Source organism: Halosolutus sp. DAT137, assembly GCF_059736405.1.
Genome location: NZ_JCAQID010000001.1, coordinates 957789 through 973937 on the forward strand (window position 1 = coordinate 957789; position 16149 = coordinate 973937).

Genomic DNA, 16149 nt, shown 5'->3' on the forward strand with positions numbered 1-16149 from the left:
GGTCGGGGGACCCGAACGGACGATCGACAGCGATCGCGCGGCCGAACAATGATATAGCCGGCACACCGAGTGAAAGGCAACGATTTCCCCAGAATGACGAATCATTACGATCACGCGCAAGTACAGGAGTTCTGGCAGTACGTCTGGGAGCGCGACGACGTCTACACGCTCGACGAGGACGCCGCGGACCCGACGTACGTCCTCGGAATGTTTCCCTACACCTCCGGGGAACTTCACATGGGCCACATTCGGAACTACGCGATCACGGACGCCTACGCGCGCTACCGCCGGATGCGAGGCGACGACATCCTTCATCCGATGGGGTGGGACGCGTTCGGACTACCGGCCGAAAACGCCGCCTACGAGCGGGCCAGCGATCCCGGTTCCTGGACGCAGGCGTGTATCCGTCGGATGCGCGAGGAACTCAAGACGATGGGATTCGGGTACGACTGGTCCCGGGAGATCACCACCTGCGAGCCGTCGTACTACCGCTGGAACCAGTGGCTGTTCAAACGGCTCTACGAGGAGGGCCTGGTCGAGTACGAGGGGGCCACGGTCAACTGGTGTCCGGACTGCGAAACCGTCCTGGCAGACGCTCAGGTGGTTGAGAACGGGGACGATCGGCGCTGCTGGCGGTGTGAGACGCCGGTCGGCCGCCGGGAACTCGATCAGTGGTTCTTTACGATCACCGACTACGCCGAGGAACTGCACGACGGTCTCGACGACCTCGAAAAGTGGCCCGACGGCGTCCGCGAGATTCAGCGCAACTGGATCGGTCGCCAGGAGGGTGCCAGGATCACGTTCGAGGTCCCCGACGCCGAGGCGGGGACCGTCGACGTGTTCAGTACTCGTCCGGAAACGGTGTACGGGGCGACGTATCTGGCCGTTTCTCCGGGCCACGACCTCGCGCGGGAACTGGCCGAGACGGACGACGACGTTCGCGAGTACGTCGATCGCGTCCGTGAACAGCGACCCGGCGAAGCCGGATATTCGGGAATCGAAACTGACGCGACGGTGTCCCACCCGCTCACGGGCGAGGAACTGCCGGTGTACGTGGCCGGCTACGTTCTCGAGGACGTCGGCACCGGGGCCGTCATGGGCGTTCCCGGCCACAACGAGCGCGACCACGAGTTCGCTCGCGAGCAGGGTCTCCCCATCGAACGCGTGATCGCGCCGAAAGACGCCCCGGTGGACATCGATCTCGAAGAAGCGCCCTACACCGGCGAGGGAATTCTCGAAGCGAGCGGAGAGTACGACGGCCTCGAAAGCGAGACGGCCCGCGATCGACTCCTCGCGGACGCGGCGGCGATCGAACCGGACGTGACCTATCGGCTTCGCGACTGGCTCATCTCACGCCAGCGCTACTGGGGGACGCCGATCCCGGTCGTCCACTGCGAAGACTGTGGCCACGTTCTCGTCCCGGACGAGGACCTCCCGGTCGAACTGCCGGAATTCGTCCGCACGACGGGGAACCCGCTCGAAGAACACGAGTCGTTCCGCGAGACGGACTGTCCCGAGTGTGGCGAACCCGCCCGGCGCGAGACGGACACGATGGACACCTTCGTCGACTCCTCGTGGTACTACCTGCGCTTCCTCTCGCCGGATCTCGAGGACGCCCCGTTCGATCTCGATCGCGCTGCCGAGTGGCTGCCGGTCGACGTCTACGTCGGCGGCGACGAACACGCGATTCTCCACCTGCTCTACATTCGGTTTTTCACCAGGGCACTGGCCGATATCGGCCTGCTCGAACAACGTGAACCCGTCGACAAACTCGTCAGCCAGGGGACGGTGCTCTACGACGGCGAGAAGATGTCCAGTTCGAAGGGCAACGTCGTCACGCCACAGGAGTACGGCGCGGAGACGACCCGGCTGTTCTTGCTGTCGGCGGCCCACCCCGAACAGGACTTCGAGTGGACCGCGAACAACGTTCGCGGGGCCTACGACCTCCAGCAGACGATCCACCGGATGGTGACTTCGTTCATCAACGAGAGCGACCTGCGAATCGAGCGACGCCCACACGACGACTACCTGGCCGCCGAGATCGATCGAACGATCGCCGCCGCGACCGACGAGTACGAGCGGTTCCGGTTCCACCGGGCGACGACGGAGATCCGGGAACTGGCGCGGCTGCTTCGTCGCTATCGTGCGTTCGACCGGCCACACGGGGAGCTGTACCGTCGCGGCCTGTTGACCGTCACCGCCTTGCTCGCCCCGATGGCACCCCACCTGGGCGAAGAGCTGTGGAACAAACTCCGGGGCGACGGCCTCGTCGTCGAGGCAGACTGGCCCGAGCCGGAGCGGCGGATCGACGCCTACGAACGCGAACGACAGCTGATCGCGACGACGATCGACGACGTTCGCGATATCGTCGACATCGCGGCGATCGACGATCCGGCACAGATCGACCTGATCGTCGCCCCCGACTGGAAGTACCGCGTCACACAACTGCGGGCCGACGACCCGGAGAACGTCGTCGATCGAGCCGTTGCCGACAATACGGTCGACGTTGACCGGGAAACCGTCGGGACGTTCCTCGGCGAGTTGGGATCGGAAACCGGCCAGCGGCTGTCTGCCGATCGGGAGCGAGAACTCTTAGAGCAGGCGGCGTGGCTCGTCACCGACGAGTTCGACGCGCCCGTGACAGTCCGGACGGCTGGGCCGGTGGACGACGCGGCGACGAAAGCGCGGCCCGGAAAGCCCGCGATCCACATCGAGTGAGTCACCCCCGGTTCCCGAGAGCCTCGATCTTCGGTGGCCGCTCGTTTCGACCGAACTCCGCGCGCAGACAGCGTCGTTCCCGTCTCGTCCCTTCGGTATCGAAGGATTGACTCGGACGGAATTCTCAATAGCGCAAGGTGAAGAGATACATTTATTCGACCGGGATGGAAACGTCCGAATCGAAATGCAGGGGGGTGACGACGCCGCTGATGCGACCGTTCGACAACCGCCGAGCCAGGCCGTTGTCGAAGCGATCGCAGCGAGAGAGGGAATACCACCGAACAGACTGGTGCCACCAGAGTACGAACCACTTCACGCAGCGATCGATCCGGAGGCGCTCGATGCGCTCTTTGCCGATCGCGCCGATGGCAGATACCGATCTAACGGGACCGTTTCGTTCACGTACTGTGGGTATTCTCTCACCGTCGAACGGGATGGGACGGTGAGAGTCGAGGAATGCGAAACTGAACAGTAAATTGAATCGCCGGTAAACGCGGGACGGAAAGACTCTTTTCGTTTACGCAGAGAGTAGGCCACGATGGAGAGCCACTACGAAGCCCTCGAGTTGTCGCCGGACGCCGACGAGGCAACGATTCGGACGGCATACCGGGAGCTTTTGAAGGAACACCATCCCGACCACGGTGGTTCTCGAGAGCGTTTTCTCCGGATCAAGACCGCCTACGAACAGCTACTCGACGAGCGTGCACCGGTCGCCCGCGAAACCGACGGCGGGTCGATTCCTGCCGACACCGACGGCCAGAGAGAGCGGCCCGCCGATCCGACCTACGATCCGATCGACTGGGAGCCGGCAAGTGAGCACGCACTCACAGTCAGCGGGGAGTATCTGACGCTCGCGCTCTCGGGACTGGTCCACGTCGACCTCGACACGCTCGTCGGTGGCACCGTCAACGTGGCCACCGAGCGGACGATCGCGTTCTTCGAGGTTCACAACACCAGCGACCGATGGCTTCACTGGGACGGAAACGCGAATACGAGCTTCATCGGCGACGACGGCTTCCTGTACGAGGGATCGCGCATCGTCGCCCCCCACGCCGATCGACTCCCCCGGCGGTGGTGTGGGACCGACGTCGATCTCCCGCCCGGACGGGCGCTCAACGCGGTCGTCATCGCGACGGATATTCCGGACGACGTCAGCGTGCGCAAGGTCGTCTATACGCAGCGCGTTCAGGGCGACGACGAAGACGCCGTCGCGGACACCGAACGGTACCTCTTCGAGATCAAACCCCTCGTCCGCAACCGACTCGATCGACTGCCGTTCGAGGCGGGGGCTGGCACAGACCCCGGCTTCGGTCCCGGACCGGCCCCGTAGCGGTCCGGAAGGACAAGACAAATACGAACGCTTTCCTAACCACCGATAATGGCAACTGCGGACGCGAGACGGCGACTTCGAGAGCGACCGATCGGCGCGACGGTCCTGCTGACGATCGTGGGCTACGCGCTGGTCATCGGCACGTTCGTCCTCGACGTCCCGTTTTACCCCGACCTCACGAACGCGCAAGTGAACCTCCTGACGCACGCGATCGCCGTCATCAACGCGGCGGCGACGGCGTGTCTGGTCGCGGGCTGGTACTGGATCCGTGCCGGCGAGATCGAGAAACACCGCCTCGCGATGGGCAGCGCGTTCGGGCTCATCTTGCTCTTTCTCGTCGTCTACCTGATCCGGGTCGGCGGCGGCGGCGAGAAGTACTTCGATGGGCCACCGCTCGTCTACGACGCCTACCTCGTCATGCTGGCGATCCACATCATCCTCTCGATCGTGGCCGTGCCCGTCGTCCTCTACGCGTTGATCCTCGGCTTGACCCACACCCCGGCGGAACTGCGCGACACCGCCCACGCTCGAGTCGGCCGGATCGCCGCCGGCTCGTGGATTCTGAGCCTCGTCCTCGGCGTGGTTACCTATCTGCTGTTGAACCACATCTACGACTATACGTTCGATCCGGCGCTGTTGCTCCCGGTCTGACCTGCCGACGATCGAATTACAGATCCCCCGGCGGACGTTTCTGGCGATCGCAACGTGTACTTATATTCATCGCGATCGAGTGTCGAGACATGAAGATTCGCGGCTCCCGCTCACGGGCCGAGATACAGTCGTTCGTCCAGAAGACGACGATACCGGTTCGGCTGGCCTGCGAGACGCCCGCCGGTCACCTCTGGATGGTGTCGCTGTGGTACCGCTGTCGATCGATCGACGAGGCAGATACCAACGACTGGGTCCTCCAGTGTGCGACCGGGACCGACGCGGACATCGTCACGTACCTGCGTCACGATCCGGCAGTCGCCTTCGAGATTTCGACGAACCAGCCGCCTTACGCGGGCGTCCGCGGCCGCGGGACGGTCTCGATCGAGCCGGACCCCGAGAAGGAGACGCTTCGGGACCTCCTCGATCGGTATCTCGGGGGGACCGATTCGACGCTGGCGGCGACCCTCCTCGACGACGATCGCGAGGAAGTGACGATCACGATCGATCCGGCCGTGGTGTACGGCTGGGATTTTGCCGACCGAATGGCCGACGTCGAACCCACCGAGAGCGACGGCCAGCAGCCCGCCGACAAGTAGCGCCCGATGGCGATCAGTCCGTCCGCGGAATCGATCGCGCACCGAGGGCGAATGTCCCCAGCGCGAGTACGGCGAGGATACCGAGATTCGCCAGCGCAGGATCTATTCCGGCGATTGCTGGCGTTCCGGCTTCCGGGTAGGTCACAGCCCGGACGCCGCGCGCGAAGTACGTCAGCGGCGAGAGGTTCACGAACGGCTCGAACCAGCCCGGAAGCTGCTCTATGGCGATGAACGTCTCCGAGAGAAAGAGCAAGGGGAGCCCGATCGCGTTACTGGCGGCGATCGCGCCGTCCTGGGAGTCGGTGTAGCTTCCGAGTATCGCGCCGACGCCGCAGAAACAGATGACGCCGACGAGGACGTACGGGATCAACAGCGGCGAGAAGACGATCTCCGCCCCCGTCAGAACGACGACCAGTCCGAGGATGAGCAGGCTCGCGAGACCGATGATGACGGCGTTGACGACGGTCTGGGCGAGCAGCCACTCGGCCCGAGAGAGCGGCGTCGTCGCGAGCTTCTCGAAGCGATTGCCCTCGCGGTGGCGCGCGACTTCGCTGCCCATGCGCGACAGCGGCGTAAAGAGCACGACCACGGCGAGGTAGCCGGGGACGTAGTACGCCGGTGGCTCGGTGAACAGTCCGTCGCCCGTCGGGTCGGTCCGGACGAGCGCCCCGAAGATGACGATCAGGATGACCGGGAAGAAAAACGTAAAGAAGACTGCAGTCCGGCGGCGGACGAACGATCGCCAGCCGGCGGCGGTCTCGGCGCGGACGCGGCCGACGCGGCTCACGCCGTCTCACCTGCCCGAGCGAGTGCTGACCGCTGCCCGTCGACGCGATCGGTTCCGGCGCGTTCGACGTCGTCGGCCAGCGCGAGATAGACGTCTTCCAGGCCGGGTTCGGCCCACGTCAACCCGGTGTACTCGATGTCGAGATCGTCGAGGTGGTCGACGACGGTCCCGATTTCGGCGGGCGTCACGGCTCCGACGACGATCGCGCCGTCGCGCGAGTCGACCGGAAACGCGAGGTCGGATACTGCGGCCACCTCGGCGTCCGTCTCGACGGTCAGACGACTCTCGCCGCCGTGGTCGGCAACGAGCGCCTGGGGTGTACCCTGGGCGACGATCGATCCGTTTGCCAGCAATCCGACGCGATCGGCCAGCCGTTCGGCCTCGGCCATGTCGTGCGTGGTCAGGACGACGGTCGTGCCGGTGGCCGCGAGATCCTCGATCAGCGTCCAGATCGTCCGCCGCCCGGCGGGGTCGATGCCGGTCGTCGGCTCGTCCAGAAAGAGCACGTCGGGGTCGTTGACCAGCGTCGCGCCGACGCAGACCCGGCGCTTTTGGCCGCCCGAGAGATCCTCGTACCAGGTGTCGCCAGCGTCTGCGAGACCGACGTCGGCCAGTACGTCGTCGGGGTCGCGCGCCTCGTCGTACAATCCCGCATAATACACGAGCAGTTCACGGGCGCTCAGCCGGTCCGGCGGCGAGAACGCCTGTGGGAGCACTCCGAGGCGTCTGCGATCGACGGTCGTCGGCTCGGTACCGAGAATCCGTACCGTCCCGGCGTCGGGATCGGTCGTTCCGGTTAGCGCGCGGACGAGCGTCGTCTTGCCGGCCCCGTTCGGTCCGATCAGTGCGAAGACCTCGCCCGACTCGACGGCGAGCGACGCGCCCGACAGGGCCGTCGTTTCCCCGTAGGTTTTCCGTACGTCCGTCGCCTCGACCACGGCTTCCATACGGGGCGGTATCCGCGCGTGGCGGGTAAGGGGTTCGGTTCTCCGAGACCGGGTCCCGTTCGATGTTTCGACTCACGGATTCGCGCTCTAGGCTCCGACCCTGGTCTGTTCCGCCTCGGTGGCTGCCGTCGCAGGGCCAACGCTTAGCACGCAGTTCCTCGTCGGAACGTCTCATGGTCGAACTCGGATACACCCTCTCGAGCGAGGAGCACGGGCCGAACCGACTGGTCGAGATCGCAGAGCGAGCCGAGGCAGCCGGCTTCGATTTCCTCTCGATTTCGGATCACTTTCACCCCTGGATCTCACAACAGGGTGAGTCGCCGTTCGTCTGGTCGACGCTGGGAGCGATCGCGAACGCGACCGACGAGATCGAGGTCGGCGTCGGCGTCACCTGCCCGACGATCCGAATCCACCCGGTCAACGTCGCCCACGCCGTCGCCACGGTCGACGAGATGTTCGGCGATCGGTTCACGTTCGGCGTCGGAACCGGCGAGAACCTGAACGAGCATGTCACGGGCGAGCGCTGGCCCGAACACGACGTTCGCCTGGAGATGCTCGAGGAGGCGATGGCGGTCATGCGGGACCTCTGGACCGGCCGGAACACGAGTCACCGCGGCGAACACTACACGGTCGAGAACGCTCGCCTCTACACCGTTCCTGACGAGCAGCCGACGACGATCGCGAGCGCGTTCGGCCCGCAGACGGCCCACTGGGCGGCAGACCACGGCGACGGCCTCTGGACCGTCGGCCCACAGGAGAGTCTCATCGACGCGTACGAGGACGCCGGCGGCGAGGGGCCGGCGTACGCGCAACTCGACGTCTGCTACGCCGAGACCGAGGAGGAGGCGATCGACACCGTCTCCGAGCACTGGCCAAACGGCGCGCTCCCGGGTGAACTCACCCAGGAACTTTCGACGCCGGCCCACTTCGAGCAGGCCGTTCAGATGGTCGACAAAGACGATATCGCGGCGGGAAGCACCGTTACCGATCCCGGCCCGCAGGCGCACATCGAGAGCATCGAGGACGCGATCGACGCCGGCTTCGACCACGTTTACGTCCACCAGATCGGCCCCGAAGAGGAGCGGGCGATCGAGTTCTACGAGGAGGAGGTGTTGCCGTCGGTCGCGTAATCGACGTCGCCGTCCGGGGGCGTACAGATCTCACTTCGGACCGATCGACGATCCGCTTCGAACCGATCGACGACCGCGAACGCCGGGGCGACCGAATATGTTCGGCTCAAATCCCGCACACGCTGCGATCAATTACTCTGCCGAGATGACAGGCCCGGTTTTACCTTTCGCGATCGTGTATCGACTCCATGCCGACGATCAGGATCGCCGGTCTCACCAAACGATACGGGGAGATCGTCGCGAACGACGAGGTCACCTTCGACGTCGAGTCGGGCGAAATATTCGGCTATCTGGGCCCGAACGGTGCGGGGAAGACGACGACCATTCGCCTACTGCTCGGGCTCATCAAACCGACCTCGGGAACCGCCGAACTGCTCGGTGCGGACGTTCGTGACCGACGGGCGCTCACCGAGGTGAAAGCGAACGTCGGCTACCTGCCAGACACCCTCGGGTTCGAGGACCGACTCACGGGCCGGCAGGCGCTCGATTACTTCGCCCGAATGCGCGGCGACGAGCGCCGAGAGGAGTTGCTAGAACTGTTTCCCCCGCCGCTCGAGAAACCGATCGAGACGTACTCGGCGGGGAACCGACGGATGCTCGGCATCGTCCAGGCGTTCATGCACGACCCCGACCTCGCTATCCTCGACGAACCGACCGCCGGGCTGGACCCGCTCAAACAGGATCGGATGCACGCCTTCCTCGAGGCGGAACGCGACGCCGGCAAGACGATCTTTTTCTCGTCGCACGTTCTGAGCGAAGTCCAGCGCGTCTGCGATCGCGTGGGCATCATTCGAGACGGGAAGCTGGTCGCCCTCGAGGAGATCGACGAGTTGCTGAAACGCGGCGGAAAGCACGTTCGGGTGCAACTGGCGGGCGCGGTCGCAGAGGACGAGTTCGTGACGGCGGAGATGATCGACGTCGAAACGGTCGACAGTACGGTTCGATTCACGTACACCGGCGAATCCGCCGCGCTGCTGACGCACCTCGTCCAGTACGACGTCGAAGACGTCGACATCGGGGATCCGCAACTCGACGATATCTTCAAACACTACTACGGTGACGAATCCGCGGAGGCAGGATGACGGCAATTCTGCGGGTCGAGTCGCGGAAGCTGTTTCGCGGGACCGTCACCCTGACTGGACTACTCGTCATGCTCTCGGCGTTCTTCCTCGTGGTGTTCCCGAGCATTCAGGAGGAAGCCGCGCTACTCGAAGCGGTGTATCCGGAATACATCCTCGAACTGCTGGGGATCGAAGAACTTCACACGATCGAGGGATTCGTCGGCGGCTACATCTTCCCGTTCATCTGGATTCTCATCGGTGGGATCTACTTCGCCTACGTCAGTGCGGGTATGATCTCGAGAGACGTCCGCACGCGGCGGATGGATCTCACGCTCTCGAATCCGGTCTCGCGCGAGTCGGTCGTCCTCCAGAAGGTCGCCGCCCTCTGGGTCCCACTGGTCGGGTTGAACGCCGGATCGGTGGCCGTGTTACTCGTCGGTGCGATTCTTCTCGAAGAGTCGATCGGTCCCGTCCCCCTGGCGATGGTTCACCTGCTCGGGATTCCGTACCTGCTGGTCTGTGCCGGGATCGGTATCGTCCTCTCGGTCGTCGTCGATCGCGTCGAAACTGCCCAGACAACGGCGATCGTGCTGGTGTTCGTCTGCTGGCTGGTCGACGGTCTCTCCCACATGAACCCCGATTTCGAGTGGGTCGGAGCGTTCACGCCGAGTCGATACTACGATCCGTCGGCGATCCTCGTCCACGAGGAGTACGCCATTCTCGATGCCGGGGTTCTCCTGGTGGCCTTCCTCGTTCTGGTGGGCATCGCCGTTCTCGTCTTTGCCCGGAGGGATCTCGCGTGACGGCTATTTTGCGACTCGAATCCAGAAAGCGAGTCCGGAGTTCGATCCTGCTGGTCGCCGTCTTCGCCGTGTTGTCGGCGCTGTACTTCTCGATGTTCCCCGGCATTCAAGAAGAGATGGACGTACTCGAGGACGCGTTCCCGGAGTACATGTTCGACATGTTCGGCATCGAAGAACTCCACACGATCGAGGGGTTCATTGCCGCCGAACTGTACTCGTTCTTCTGGGCCCTCCTCGTCGCGATCTACTTCGCGTACGTCGGGGCGGGGCTGATCGCTACCGACGTTCAGGACAGGAAGATGGATCTCACGCTCTCGAATCCGGTTTCGCGTGAATCGGTCGTCCTCCAGAAGGTCGCCGCCCTCTGGGTCCCCCTGATCGCGTTGAACGTCGGCGTACCAGGTATCGTCTACGTCGGCGCGCTCGTCATCGACGAGTCGTTCGATCCCGTCGCCCTGGCGATGGTTCACCTGCTCTCGATCCCGTACCTGCTGGTCTGTGCCGGAATCGGTCTCGTGTTGTCCGTCCTGGTCGACCACGTGAGGCGTGCCAGAGCAACGGCCCTGACCCTCGTATTCGTGCTCTGGCTGGTCGACGGCGTGTCCAGCGTCGACCCGGATTACGAGTGGGTCGGTGCGTTCACGCCGAGTCGATATTACGACGAGACGGCGATCCTCGTCCGCGAGGAGTACGCGTTCGCCGACGCCGGGATTCTCATCGTGACGAGTCTGGTCCTGATTTCCCTTGCCGTCGTCATTTTCGTGCGGAGGGACATCTAGAGCGATCCGGCCGTCCGCCCGACGACAGGTGGTCCAGCAGTCTTTCCGACACTGCGCCGACAGTCAGAGAGCGATACAGCTGGGGTCTGCCTATAACCGAATCGGTGGTGTAGCGATCCGCTATGACAGCCAACCGACGAGGGTTCCTGGCGTTCGCGGCGGCGACGGCGACTGTCTCGACGATCGGACCTGTGAGCCTGCGTACAGCCACTGCACAGGAGGGAGCCGACGACGAACGCCCGGCGTACACCGACTGGCTCGCGATCGACGACGACGGACTCGAGTTCGTCTACGTCGACTGGGCGACCCTCGAGGAGTACGTGGCCGACGAACTCGAGGAGACGACACCGGACGAGGAACTACCAGCGGAGTACGAGACCGATCCGATGATCGCGCCCGTCTCGGAGGGACTACTCTCGACGTACCTCTTCGTCGGGCTGGATCTCGGCCAGTACAGGCTCGGCGGCCTCCTCGACGAGGCGGCGTTCGAGTCGACGGTCGAGGAACTGATCCGGACCCCCGAAACGATCGTTCTGACCGGGGACGTACGGCCCGCGGAAATCGACGCTCAGATAACTGCCGCATCGGACCTCGAGTTCGTCAGGCAGATGCAACGGACGGACGAAATCGGGGAGTACGCGGTCTACACGCCGGTCGACGGCGAAGAAGCGGCGATCGGGGTCGGGGAGAACGCGCTCGTGGTCGTCAGTGAGGGGGCCGAAGACCCGACGACCGCACTCGAGACATCAGTCGGAGTTTCGGAGGGCGACGTCCCCCAGGCGACGGACGAATCGACCTCGGTCGAGTGGCTCGTCGGAACCGCTGGCCGCGGTGACGTCGCGGTCGGACAGTACGGCGATCGGGTCGGGGCGGAAGACGGGGTCGTCGATCTGTCGTTCGAGGAACTCGAGAACGCCGAGGGGGTCGTCTCGTCGCTCACCGTCGAGGACGCGGAGACGTCGACAGGCGATTTCGCGGCGATTATCGACGATCCAAACGAAGCGGAACTCGAGGAGGTACTCGGTGCCTCCGCGGACGAGCGGACGGTCGACGTCGAGGAGGATCGCGTTACCGCGACCGGGACGTGGCGAGCGGTGGCGTCGACGATCGACGACTGACGGCGGGACTCCGTTCAGTCGCGGCTACCCCACTCTCGTGTTCAGTTTCCGCTCGCTGGGGACCCTCCATGGAGTACACGACCTCGGAAACAGTGGACCGGCCGGCTTGTTATGGCACCTGTCGCCTCGCTCAGGCCGCGTCCTCAACCGCGCCAACGACCGCCCCCGACTCGAGTGGGTCGTCGACTTCGTCCCCGTCGACGAAGACCGTCGGCGTGCTGTTGACGCCGTTTTCGTCGCCACGAGTCCAGTCGGCGGCGAGCGTCGGGTAGTAGGCACCGTCTGCGAGCGCGTCGCGAACGACACTCTCGTCGACATCGACCTCGTCTGTAGCGATCGTGGCCAGCCCGTCGTCGCTCCAGTCGTCAGCGTTGATGACCGCTGTCTTGTACTCGAAGAACGCGCCGGCGGGCTCCTCGTCGGTGCTCGTCTCGGCCTGGACCGCTCGCGCAGCGTTCGCCATCGCGATCGATCGATCGTCGGCCGGCAGCGGAAAGTCGAAGTGGCGGTAGGTCGCCTCGTCCGAGTCGAGCAATTGCGACTCGAGTTCCGGGAACACGTCGGCCTGGAAGTCGTGGCAGTGCGGGCAGCCGAAATCCTCGTAGACATCGATCGAGACCGGACCGGACGCGATCGTCGGAACCGGAAGCTGGTCGGCGTTCGAGTCGACGTCTTCGAGTTCGTCGGGCAGCGACGCGTCGAACAGACCCAGACAGCCGGCGACCGAGAGCGAGACTCCCGTGCCGACGGCCGTGAGCATCGAACGGCGGTTCATTATTCGTGGCTACGGACGGAGCGGTTGATAGGGGTGTGGGTTTCCGATCGCCAGCACTCGAAGCGACTCGCAGGTGTTCGGAGACGGTCGAGACGGTGGACGAACCGATCAGAACGCCGATCCCGAAAGCAAGAGGGCGTCGACGAGAATTGCGACGAGCACCGCACCGAGGAAGGCGTTCGAGGCGTGGAACGATCGGAACGCCGCGGCCTCGGTCTGCTCGAAGTGGAGGCGAACCGCGGCCCAGAGGAAGATGCCGCCGAAGACGACAACCGTCCCCGCGTACAGTGCACCGAGGTCGGTGATCCAGGCGAGCGCGATCGTGCTGCCGAGCGTCGCCGCGATGTAGTAGACGATGTGTTTGCGCGTCTCCGTCTCGCCGCGGACGACGGGCATCATCGGGAACCCGCCGCGAGCGTAGTCGTCCTTGTACGCCAGCGCGAGGTTATAGAAGTGCGCCGGCGTCCAGAGGAAGATGACGCCCGCGAGGACGAGTCCGGGCAGCCCGATCTCGTTGGTCACCGCAGCCCAGCCGATCAGGGCCGGCAGCGCGCCCGCCGCGCCGCCGATAACCGTGTTCTGGACCGTATTCGGTTTGAGGAGGAGCGTGTAGATGACGCTGTAAAAGACGATCGCGACGAAGCCCAGCGCGGCCGCCAGCCGATTGATCGTCAGGAAGACGGCCATCGAGGCCCCCGTCAGGAAGAACCCGAAGAGCAAGGCGTTGCGCACCGGCACGAGGTCCGTCGCCAGCGGTCGATCGGCCGTCCGGGACATCTTTCGATCGACGTCGCGCTCTAGGACGTGGTTGAACGTCCCCGAGGCACCGATCGCGAGTACGCCGCCGCCGAGGGTTGCGACGATCGTGGCTCGATCGAGGGTTGGGCCGGCGGCCAGCGCCATCCCGGCGGCGGCGACCAGACAGAGCAACCACATCAGCCGCGGCTTCATCATCTTGAAGTACGCGAACGCAGTGAGTCGTGCGCGAGCGAGTCCCCCCGAAGGGAGCGTGCGCGGGGGTTTACCCTCCGCGTTCACGGCGTCCTCGATCGGTTCGGGCTGTTCGATGACATCGTCGGACCGCCCAGTCGTCAGTTCGAGGTCCCACGCGAGCGCGAGCACGACGGCCGTGAAGATGACGAGACCGAGCGCGAGGTGCAGCCCCGGAACGATCGCTGCTGGGCCGATGGTCGCCGTTACCGCGCCGACGCCGACTTGAACGACGTAGAGGACCGCACCGGCGAGCAAGGCAAAGCGCACGCGACGGGAGACGTTACCGAAGATGGCGGCGACGGTAGTCGCTGCGACGAGCAGGCCGACGAGAACGGCGGCGATCCGGTGGCCCCACGCGATCGCCAGTTCCGTCTGGCTCAGCGGATCCGCGGGGGTGTGACAGGTCGGCCACGTCGAACACGCCGCGGCCGCGTTCGTCAGCGATGTCGTCGCACCGACGATCAACAACAGGTAGACGCCGACCGCTGTTGCGGCCAGTAGCGCGGAGAACCGTCGATGGGTGCCGATCGGACGGGGAAACGACTCGGTTATCACGGCTATTCTTGTTTACTCCTTCGACTCCGCGTATTTAGGGGTCCCGCTTTTTCCCACGTAGGAGTCCCGCTTTTTCCGCGATCACGACCAGTTACCTCACATACCCATATCTTCGGCCGCTTCCGGAATCGGCAGCTCGTGTGGCGAGACCCCGAGGAGTTCTCCCGCGTGATCGAGTGCCATGTCGAACCCGTAGTACCGCTCGAGTTCGTCGCCCTCAACGGTCGGTCGCACTTTCAACATTGCGTACCCCTCGATGTTCTGGGCGATCGCGGCGGTTCCGCTTCCCGGCGTCGCCTCGTCGGCCACTCGAAACGTGAGTATTCGCTCCGTCTCGGTTTCCTCGTAGGTCGCGCGGAGGCCGTTCACTTCGGCCGTGTCGTCGGTGTCAGTCACACTCAACAGTCGGGAATCGAACACCGGGAAGCTATCGGTTCCGGCGAACGGTCACCCATCCGGCAGGGGGCGATCGATTCGACGACAATGAGCGATCCGACTCGGTGGCCCGCAGGATTCGACCGACACGGCTTTTTTGCCGCCCTCGAGAGTGGGAGACGTGACAGCGACGGAGTCCTGCGCGGCGACCGAGCCACGACCGATCGCAGTGATTCGACGGACGCGGACGGCTGCCGTCCAGACGATCGCAACCTCCGTGGTCGCCTTTTTCGCCTTTGGCTACGGGTTCGGTCGCCTCCGGGCTGTAATCCGTGGGCAGTCGTTCGAGCCGATCGTCGTGCCGGCGGCCGCGCCGCCGACCGTCCGTCGCTGGCTCGCGCTTTCGCTCGCGCTCGTCGCGCTCGTCGTGCTCGTCCACGAACTGGTCCACGGGTTGTGTCTGGCCAGATACGGCGGACGGCCGACCTACGGCGTCGGGCTTTCGAACTTCCTCCTGCCGTACGCCTACGCCGCGACGGCCGGAGCGAGCTACAGCCGGAACCAGCTTCTGGTCGCCTTGCTCGCCCCGTTCGTCGGGATCACGACCGTCGGGTTCGTGGCGATGGCGATCGTTCCGTCGCCGCTGCTCGTCGTCGTCCTCGCCGCGAATGCGGCGGGTTCCGTGGGCGACCTCCGGATGGCTGCCGTCTTGCTCCGGTATCCGGCCAGCGTTCGAATCACACAGCCGCCGCGGACGGGTGCCGGTGGATTCGCGATCTACGGGTCGGGTGGCGAGGACGGTTCCGGGCCATCTCCCGGCGTCGCAACCCTCTCGTCGATCGTCGCGGGGTCCGTCGGCACCCTCGTCGTCGGCACGGGACTCGTCGTTGCGCTCGTCTTTCATTCGCTGGCCGTCGGCACCGGCGACGTGTTCCTCGGCGGCGACGGCTGGCTCCTCTTTCGCCACGAACTCGACGACGACGGCAGCGCCTACCTCGAGATCGGGGTCCGGTATCTGTTCGGAATCGCGATCGCCGGGGGCCTCGCGTGGGCGGCGATCGATCGACTCCGGTATGCACCAGAGTAGGAGCGATGACTCGTCGCCTCCGAACCAGACCGTAACGTTCGAGCGATTGCCGGACCGAAGTCGAGGTATGGCGAAGTGGCTTCAGAGCGGCCGACGGCGCGACATCTGCTACCTGCTTGTTGACGGGGGCGAGATGCGCGGCCAACAGCTCAAATCGGCCCTCGAATCCCATTACGACGATCGAATCGAGCCGAAAACGTTCTACGGTACCCTGTCGGCGCTGGTCGACACGGGTTTCGTCGACAAACGGACGGAGGGACTTCACGACGTGTACGCCCTGACAGAGGCCGGCGAACGGCGACTGCGAGACCACTACGAGTGGGTTCGATCGTGTCTCGAGGACGGTTCACAGGGACCGTTGTAATTCCGTACCGACGATAGCTGCCCCGTTCGAGCGATCGTCGGTAACACGGTACAACGGTCCCGATCAGAGGCCGACTCGAT

At 64.8% G+C, this 16149-nt stretch carries 17 protein-coding genes; 12 read left to right on the plus strand and 5 right to left on the minus strand.

Annotated elements, in window-relative coordinates:
- Positions 1 to 93: 93 nt before the first annotated feature.
- The 5 genes from leuS to AC6I6L_RS04655 all read left to right on the plus strand — a co-directional run bounded on the left by leuS (position 94) and on the right by AC6I6L_RS04655 (position 5295).
- The gene (gene leuS / locus AC6I6L_RS04635) at positions 94 to 2718 is read left to right on the plus strand and encodes a leucine--tRNA ligase (RefSeq protein ID WP_497916536.1); all 2625 of its coding nucleotides are present in this window, start codon (positions 94 to 96) and stop codon (positions 2716 to 2718) included.
- A 184-nt stretch (positions 2719 to 2902) separates the two neighbouring features.
- Complete coding sequence (gene ddfA / locus AC6I6L_RS04640) at positions 2903 to 3193, plus strand: DdfA family disk-determining factor (protein ID WP_497916537.1); 291 nt, start codon at positions 2903 to 2905, stop codon at positions 3191 to 3193.
- Positions 3194 to 3256: 63 nt separating this feature from the next.
- Positions 3257 to 4048 carry a J domain-containing protein gene (locus AC6I6L_RS04645; protein WP_497916538.1) on the plus strand — a complete coding sequence of 264 codons (792 nt, stop codon included), beginning with the start codon at positions 3257 to 3259 and terminating at the stop codon, positions 4046 to 4048.
- Between the two features lie 48 nt (positions 4049 to 4096).
- Positions 4097 to 4699 (plus strand): DUF420 domain-containing protein, encoded by a 603-nt coding sequence (locus AC6I6L_RS04650; RefSeq protein ID WP_497916539.1) that lies wholly within the window; start codon positions 4097 to 4099, stop codon positions 4697 to 4699.
- Between the two features lie 89 nt (positions 4700 to 4788).
- Complete coding sequence (locus tag AC6I6L_RS04655; RefSeq protein WP_497916540.1) at positions 4789 to 5295, plus strand: pyridoxamine 5'-phosphate oxidase family protein; 507 nt, start codon at positions 4789 to 4791, stop codon at positions 5293 to 5295.
- A 13-nt stretch (positions 5296 to 5308) separates the two neighbouring features.
- Here AC6I6L_RS04655 and AC6I6L_RS04660 read toward each other — a convergent pair whose 3' ends face one another.
- On the minus strand, positions 5309 to 6082 hold the full coding sequence (locus tag AC6I6L_RS04660; RefSeq protein ID WP_497916541.1) for an ABC transporter permease: 774 nt from the start codon (positions 6080 to 6082) through the stop codon (positions 5309 to 5311).
- Positions 6079 to 7029, minus strand: coding sequence for an ABC transporter ATP-binding protein (locus AC6I6L_RS04665; RefSeq protein WP_497916542.1), 951 nt, complete (start codon positions 7027 to 7029; stop codon positions 6079 to 6081). The genes AC6I6L_RS04660 and AC6I6L_RS04665 overlap by 4 nt, the downstream gene beginning before the upstream one ends.
- A gap of 173 nt (positions 7030 to 7202) precedes the next feature.
- Between AC6I6L_RS04665 and AC6I6L_RS04670 the strand changes: the two genes are divergently transcribed.
- The 5 genes from AC6I6L_RS04670 (at position 7203) to AC6I6L_RS04690 (ending at position 11920) form a co-directional block, all read left to right on the plus strand.
- Positions 7203 to 8159 (plus strand): TIGR03557 family F420-dependent LLM class oxidoreductase, encoded by a 957-nt coding sequence (locus AC6I6L_RS04670; RefSeq protein WP_497916543.1) that lies wholly within the window; start codon positions 7203 to 7205, stop codon positions 8157 to 8159.
- A gap of 188 nt (positions 8160 to 8347) precedes the next feature.
- A complete protein-coding gene (locus AC6I6L_RS04675) occupies positions 8348 to 9241 on the plus strand; it encodes an ABC transporter ATP-binding protein (RefSeq protein ID WP_497916544.1) in 894 nt (297 codons plus the stop codon).
- Positions 9238 to 10023: an ABC transporter permease gene (locus tag AC6I6L_RS04680; RefSeq protein WP_497916545.1), complete on the plus strand. Its 786-nt coding sequence runs from the start codon at positions 9238 to 9240 to the stop codon at positions 10021 to 10023. Before AC6I6L_RS04675 ends, AC6I6L_RS04680 begins: the two co-directional genes overlap by 4 nt.
- Positions 10020 to 10802, plus strand: coding sequence for an ABC transporter permease subunit (locus AC6I6L_RS04685; protein ID WP_497916546.1), 783 nt, complete (start codon positions 10020 to 10022; stop codon positions 10800 to 10802). Before AC6I6L_RS04680 ends, AC6I6L_RS04685 begins: the two co-directional genes overlap by 4 nt.
- 122 nt (positions 10803 to 10924) lie before the next feature.
- Positions 10925 to 11920, plus strand: a complete 996-nt coding sequence (locus AC6I6L_RS04690; RefSeq protein ID WP_497916547.1) for a hypothetical protein — start codon at positions 10925 to 10927, stop codon at positions 11918 to 11920.
- 130 nt (positions 11921 to 12050) lie between these two features.
- Here the strand turns inward: AC6I6L_RS04690 and AC6I6L_RS04695 are convergent, their stop codons facing one another.
- From AC6I6L_RS04695 to AC6I6L_RS04705, 3 genes are all read right to left on the minus strand, one after another.
- On the minus strand, positions 12051 to 12695 hold the full coding sequence (locus AC6I6L_RS04695; RefSeq protein ID WP_497916548.1) for a DsbA family protein: 645 nt from the start codon (positions 12693 to 12695) through the stop codon (positions 12051 to 12053).
- Between the two features lie 108 nt (positions 12696 to 12803).
- On the minus strand, positions 12804 to 14243 hold the full coding sequence (locus tag AC6I6L_RS04700) for a heme o synthase (protein WP_497916549.1): 1440 nt from the start codon (positions 14241 to 14243) through the stop codon (positions 12804 to 12806).
- Positions 14244 to 14339: 96 nt separating this feature from the next.
- Positions 14340 to 14639, minus strand: coding sequence for a DUF7111 family protein (locus AC6I6L_RS04705; protein WP_497916550.1), 300 nt, complete (start codon positions 14637 to 14639; stop codon positions 14340 to 14342).
- A gap of 160 nt (positions 14640 to 14799) precedes the next feature.
- On the opposite strand from AC6I6L_RS04705, the gene AC6I6L_RS04710 reads away from it, so the two are divergent.
- Positions 14800 to 15705, plus strand: a complete 906-nt coding sequence (locus tag AC6I6L_RS04710) for a DUF3267 domain-containing protein (protein ID WP_497916551.1) — start codon at positions 14800 to 14802, stop codon at positions 15703 to 15705.
- Positions 15706 to 15772: 67 nt separating this feature from the next.
- Complete coding sequence (locus AC6I6L_RS04715) at positions 15773 to 16069, plus strand: helix-turn-helix transcriptional regulator (protein WP_497916552.1); 297 nt, start codon at positions 15773 to 15775, stop codon at positions 16067 to 16069.
- Positions 16070 to 16149: the final 80 nt, after the last annotated feature.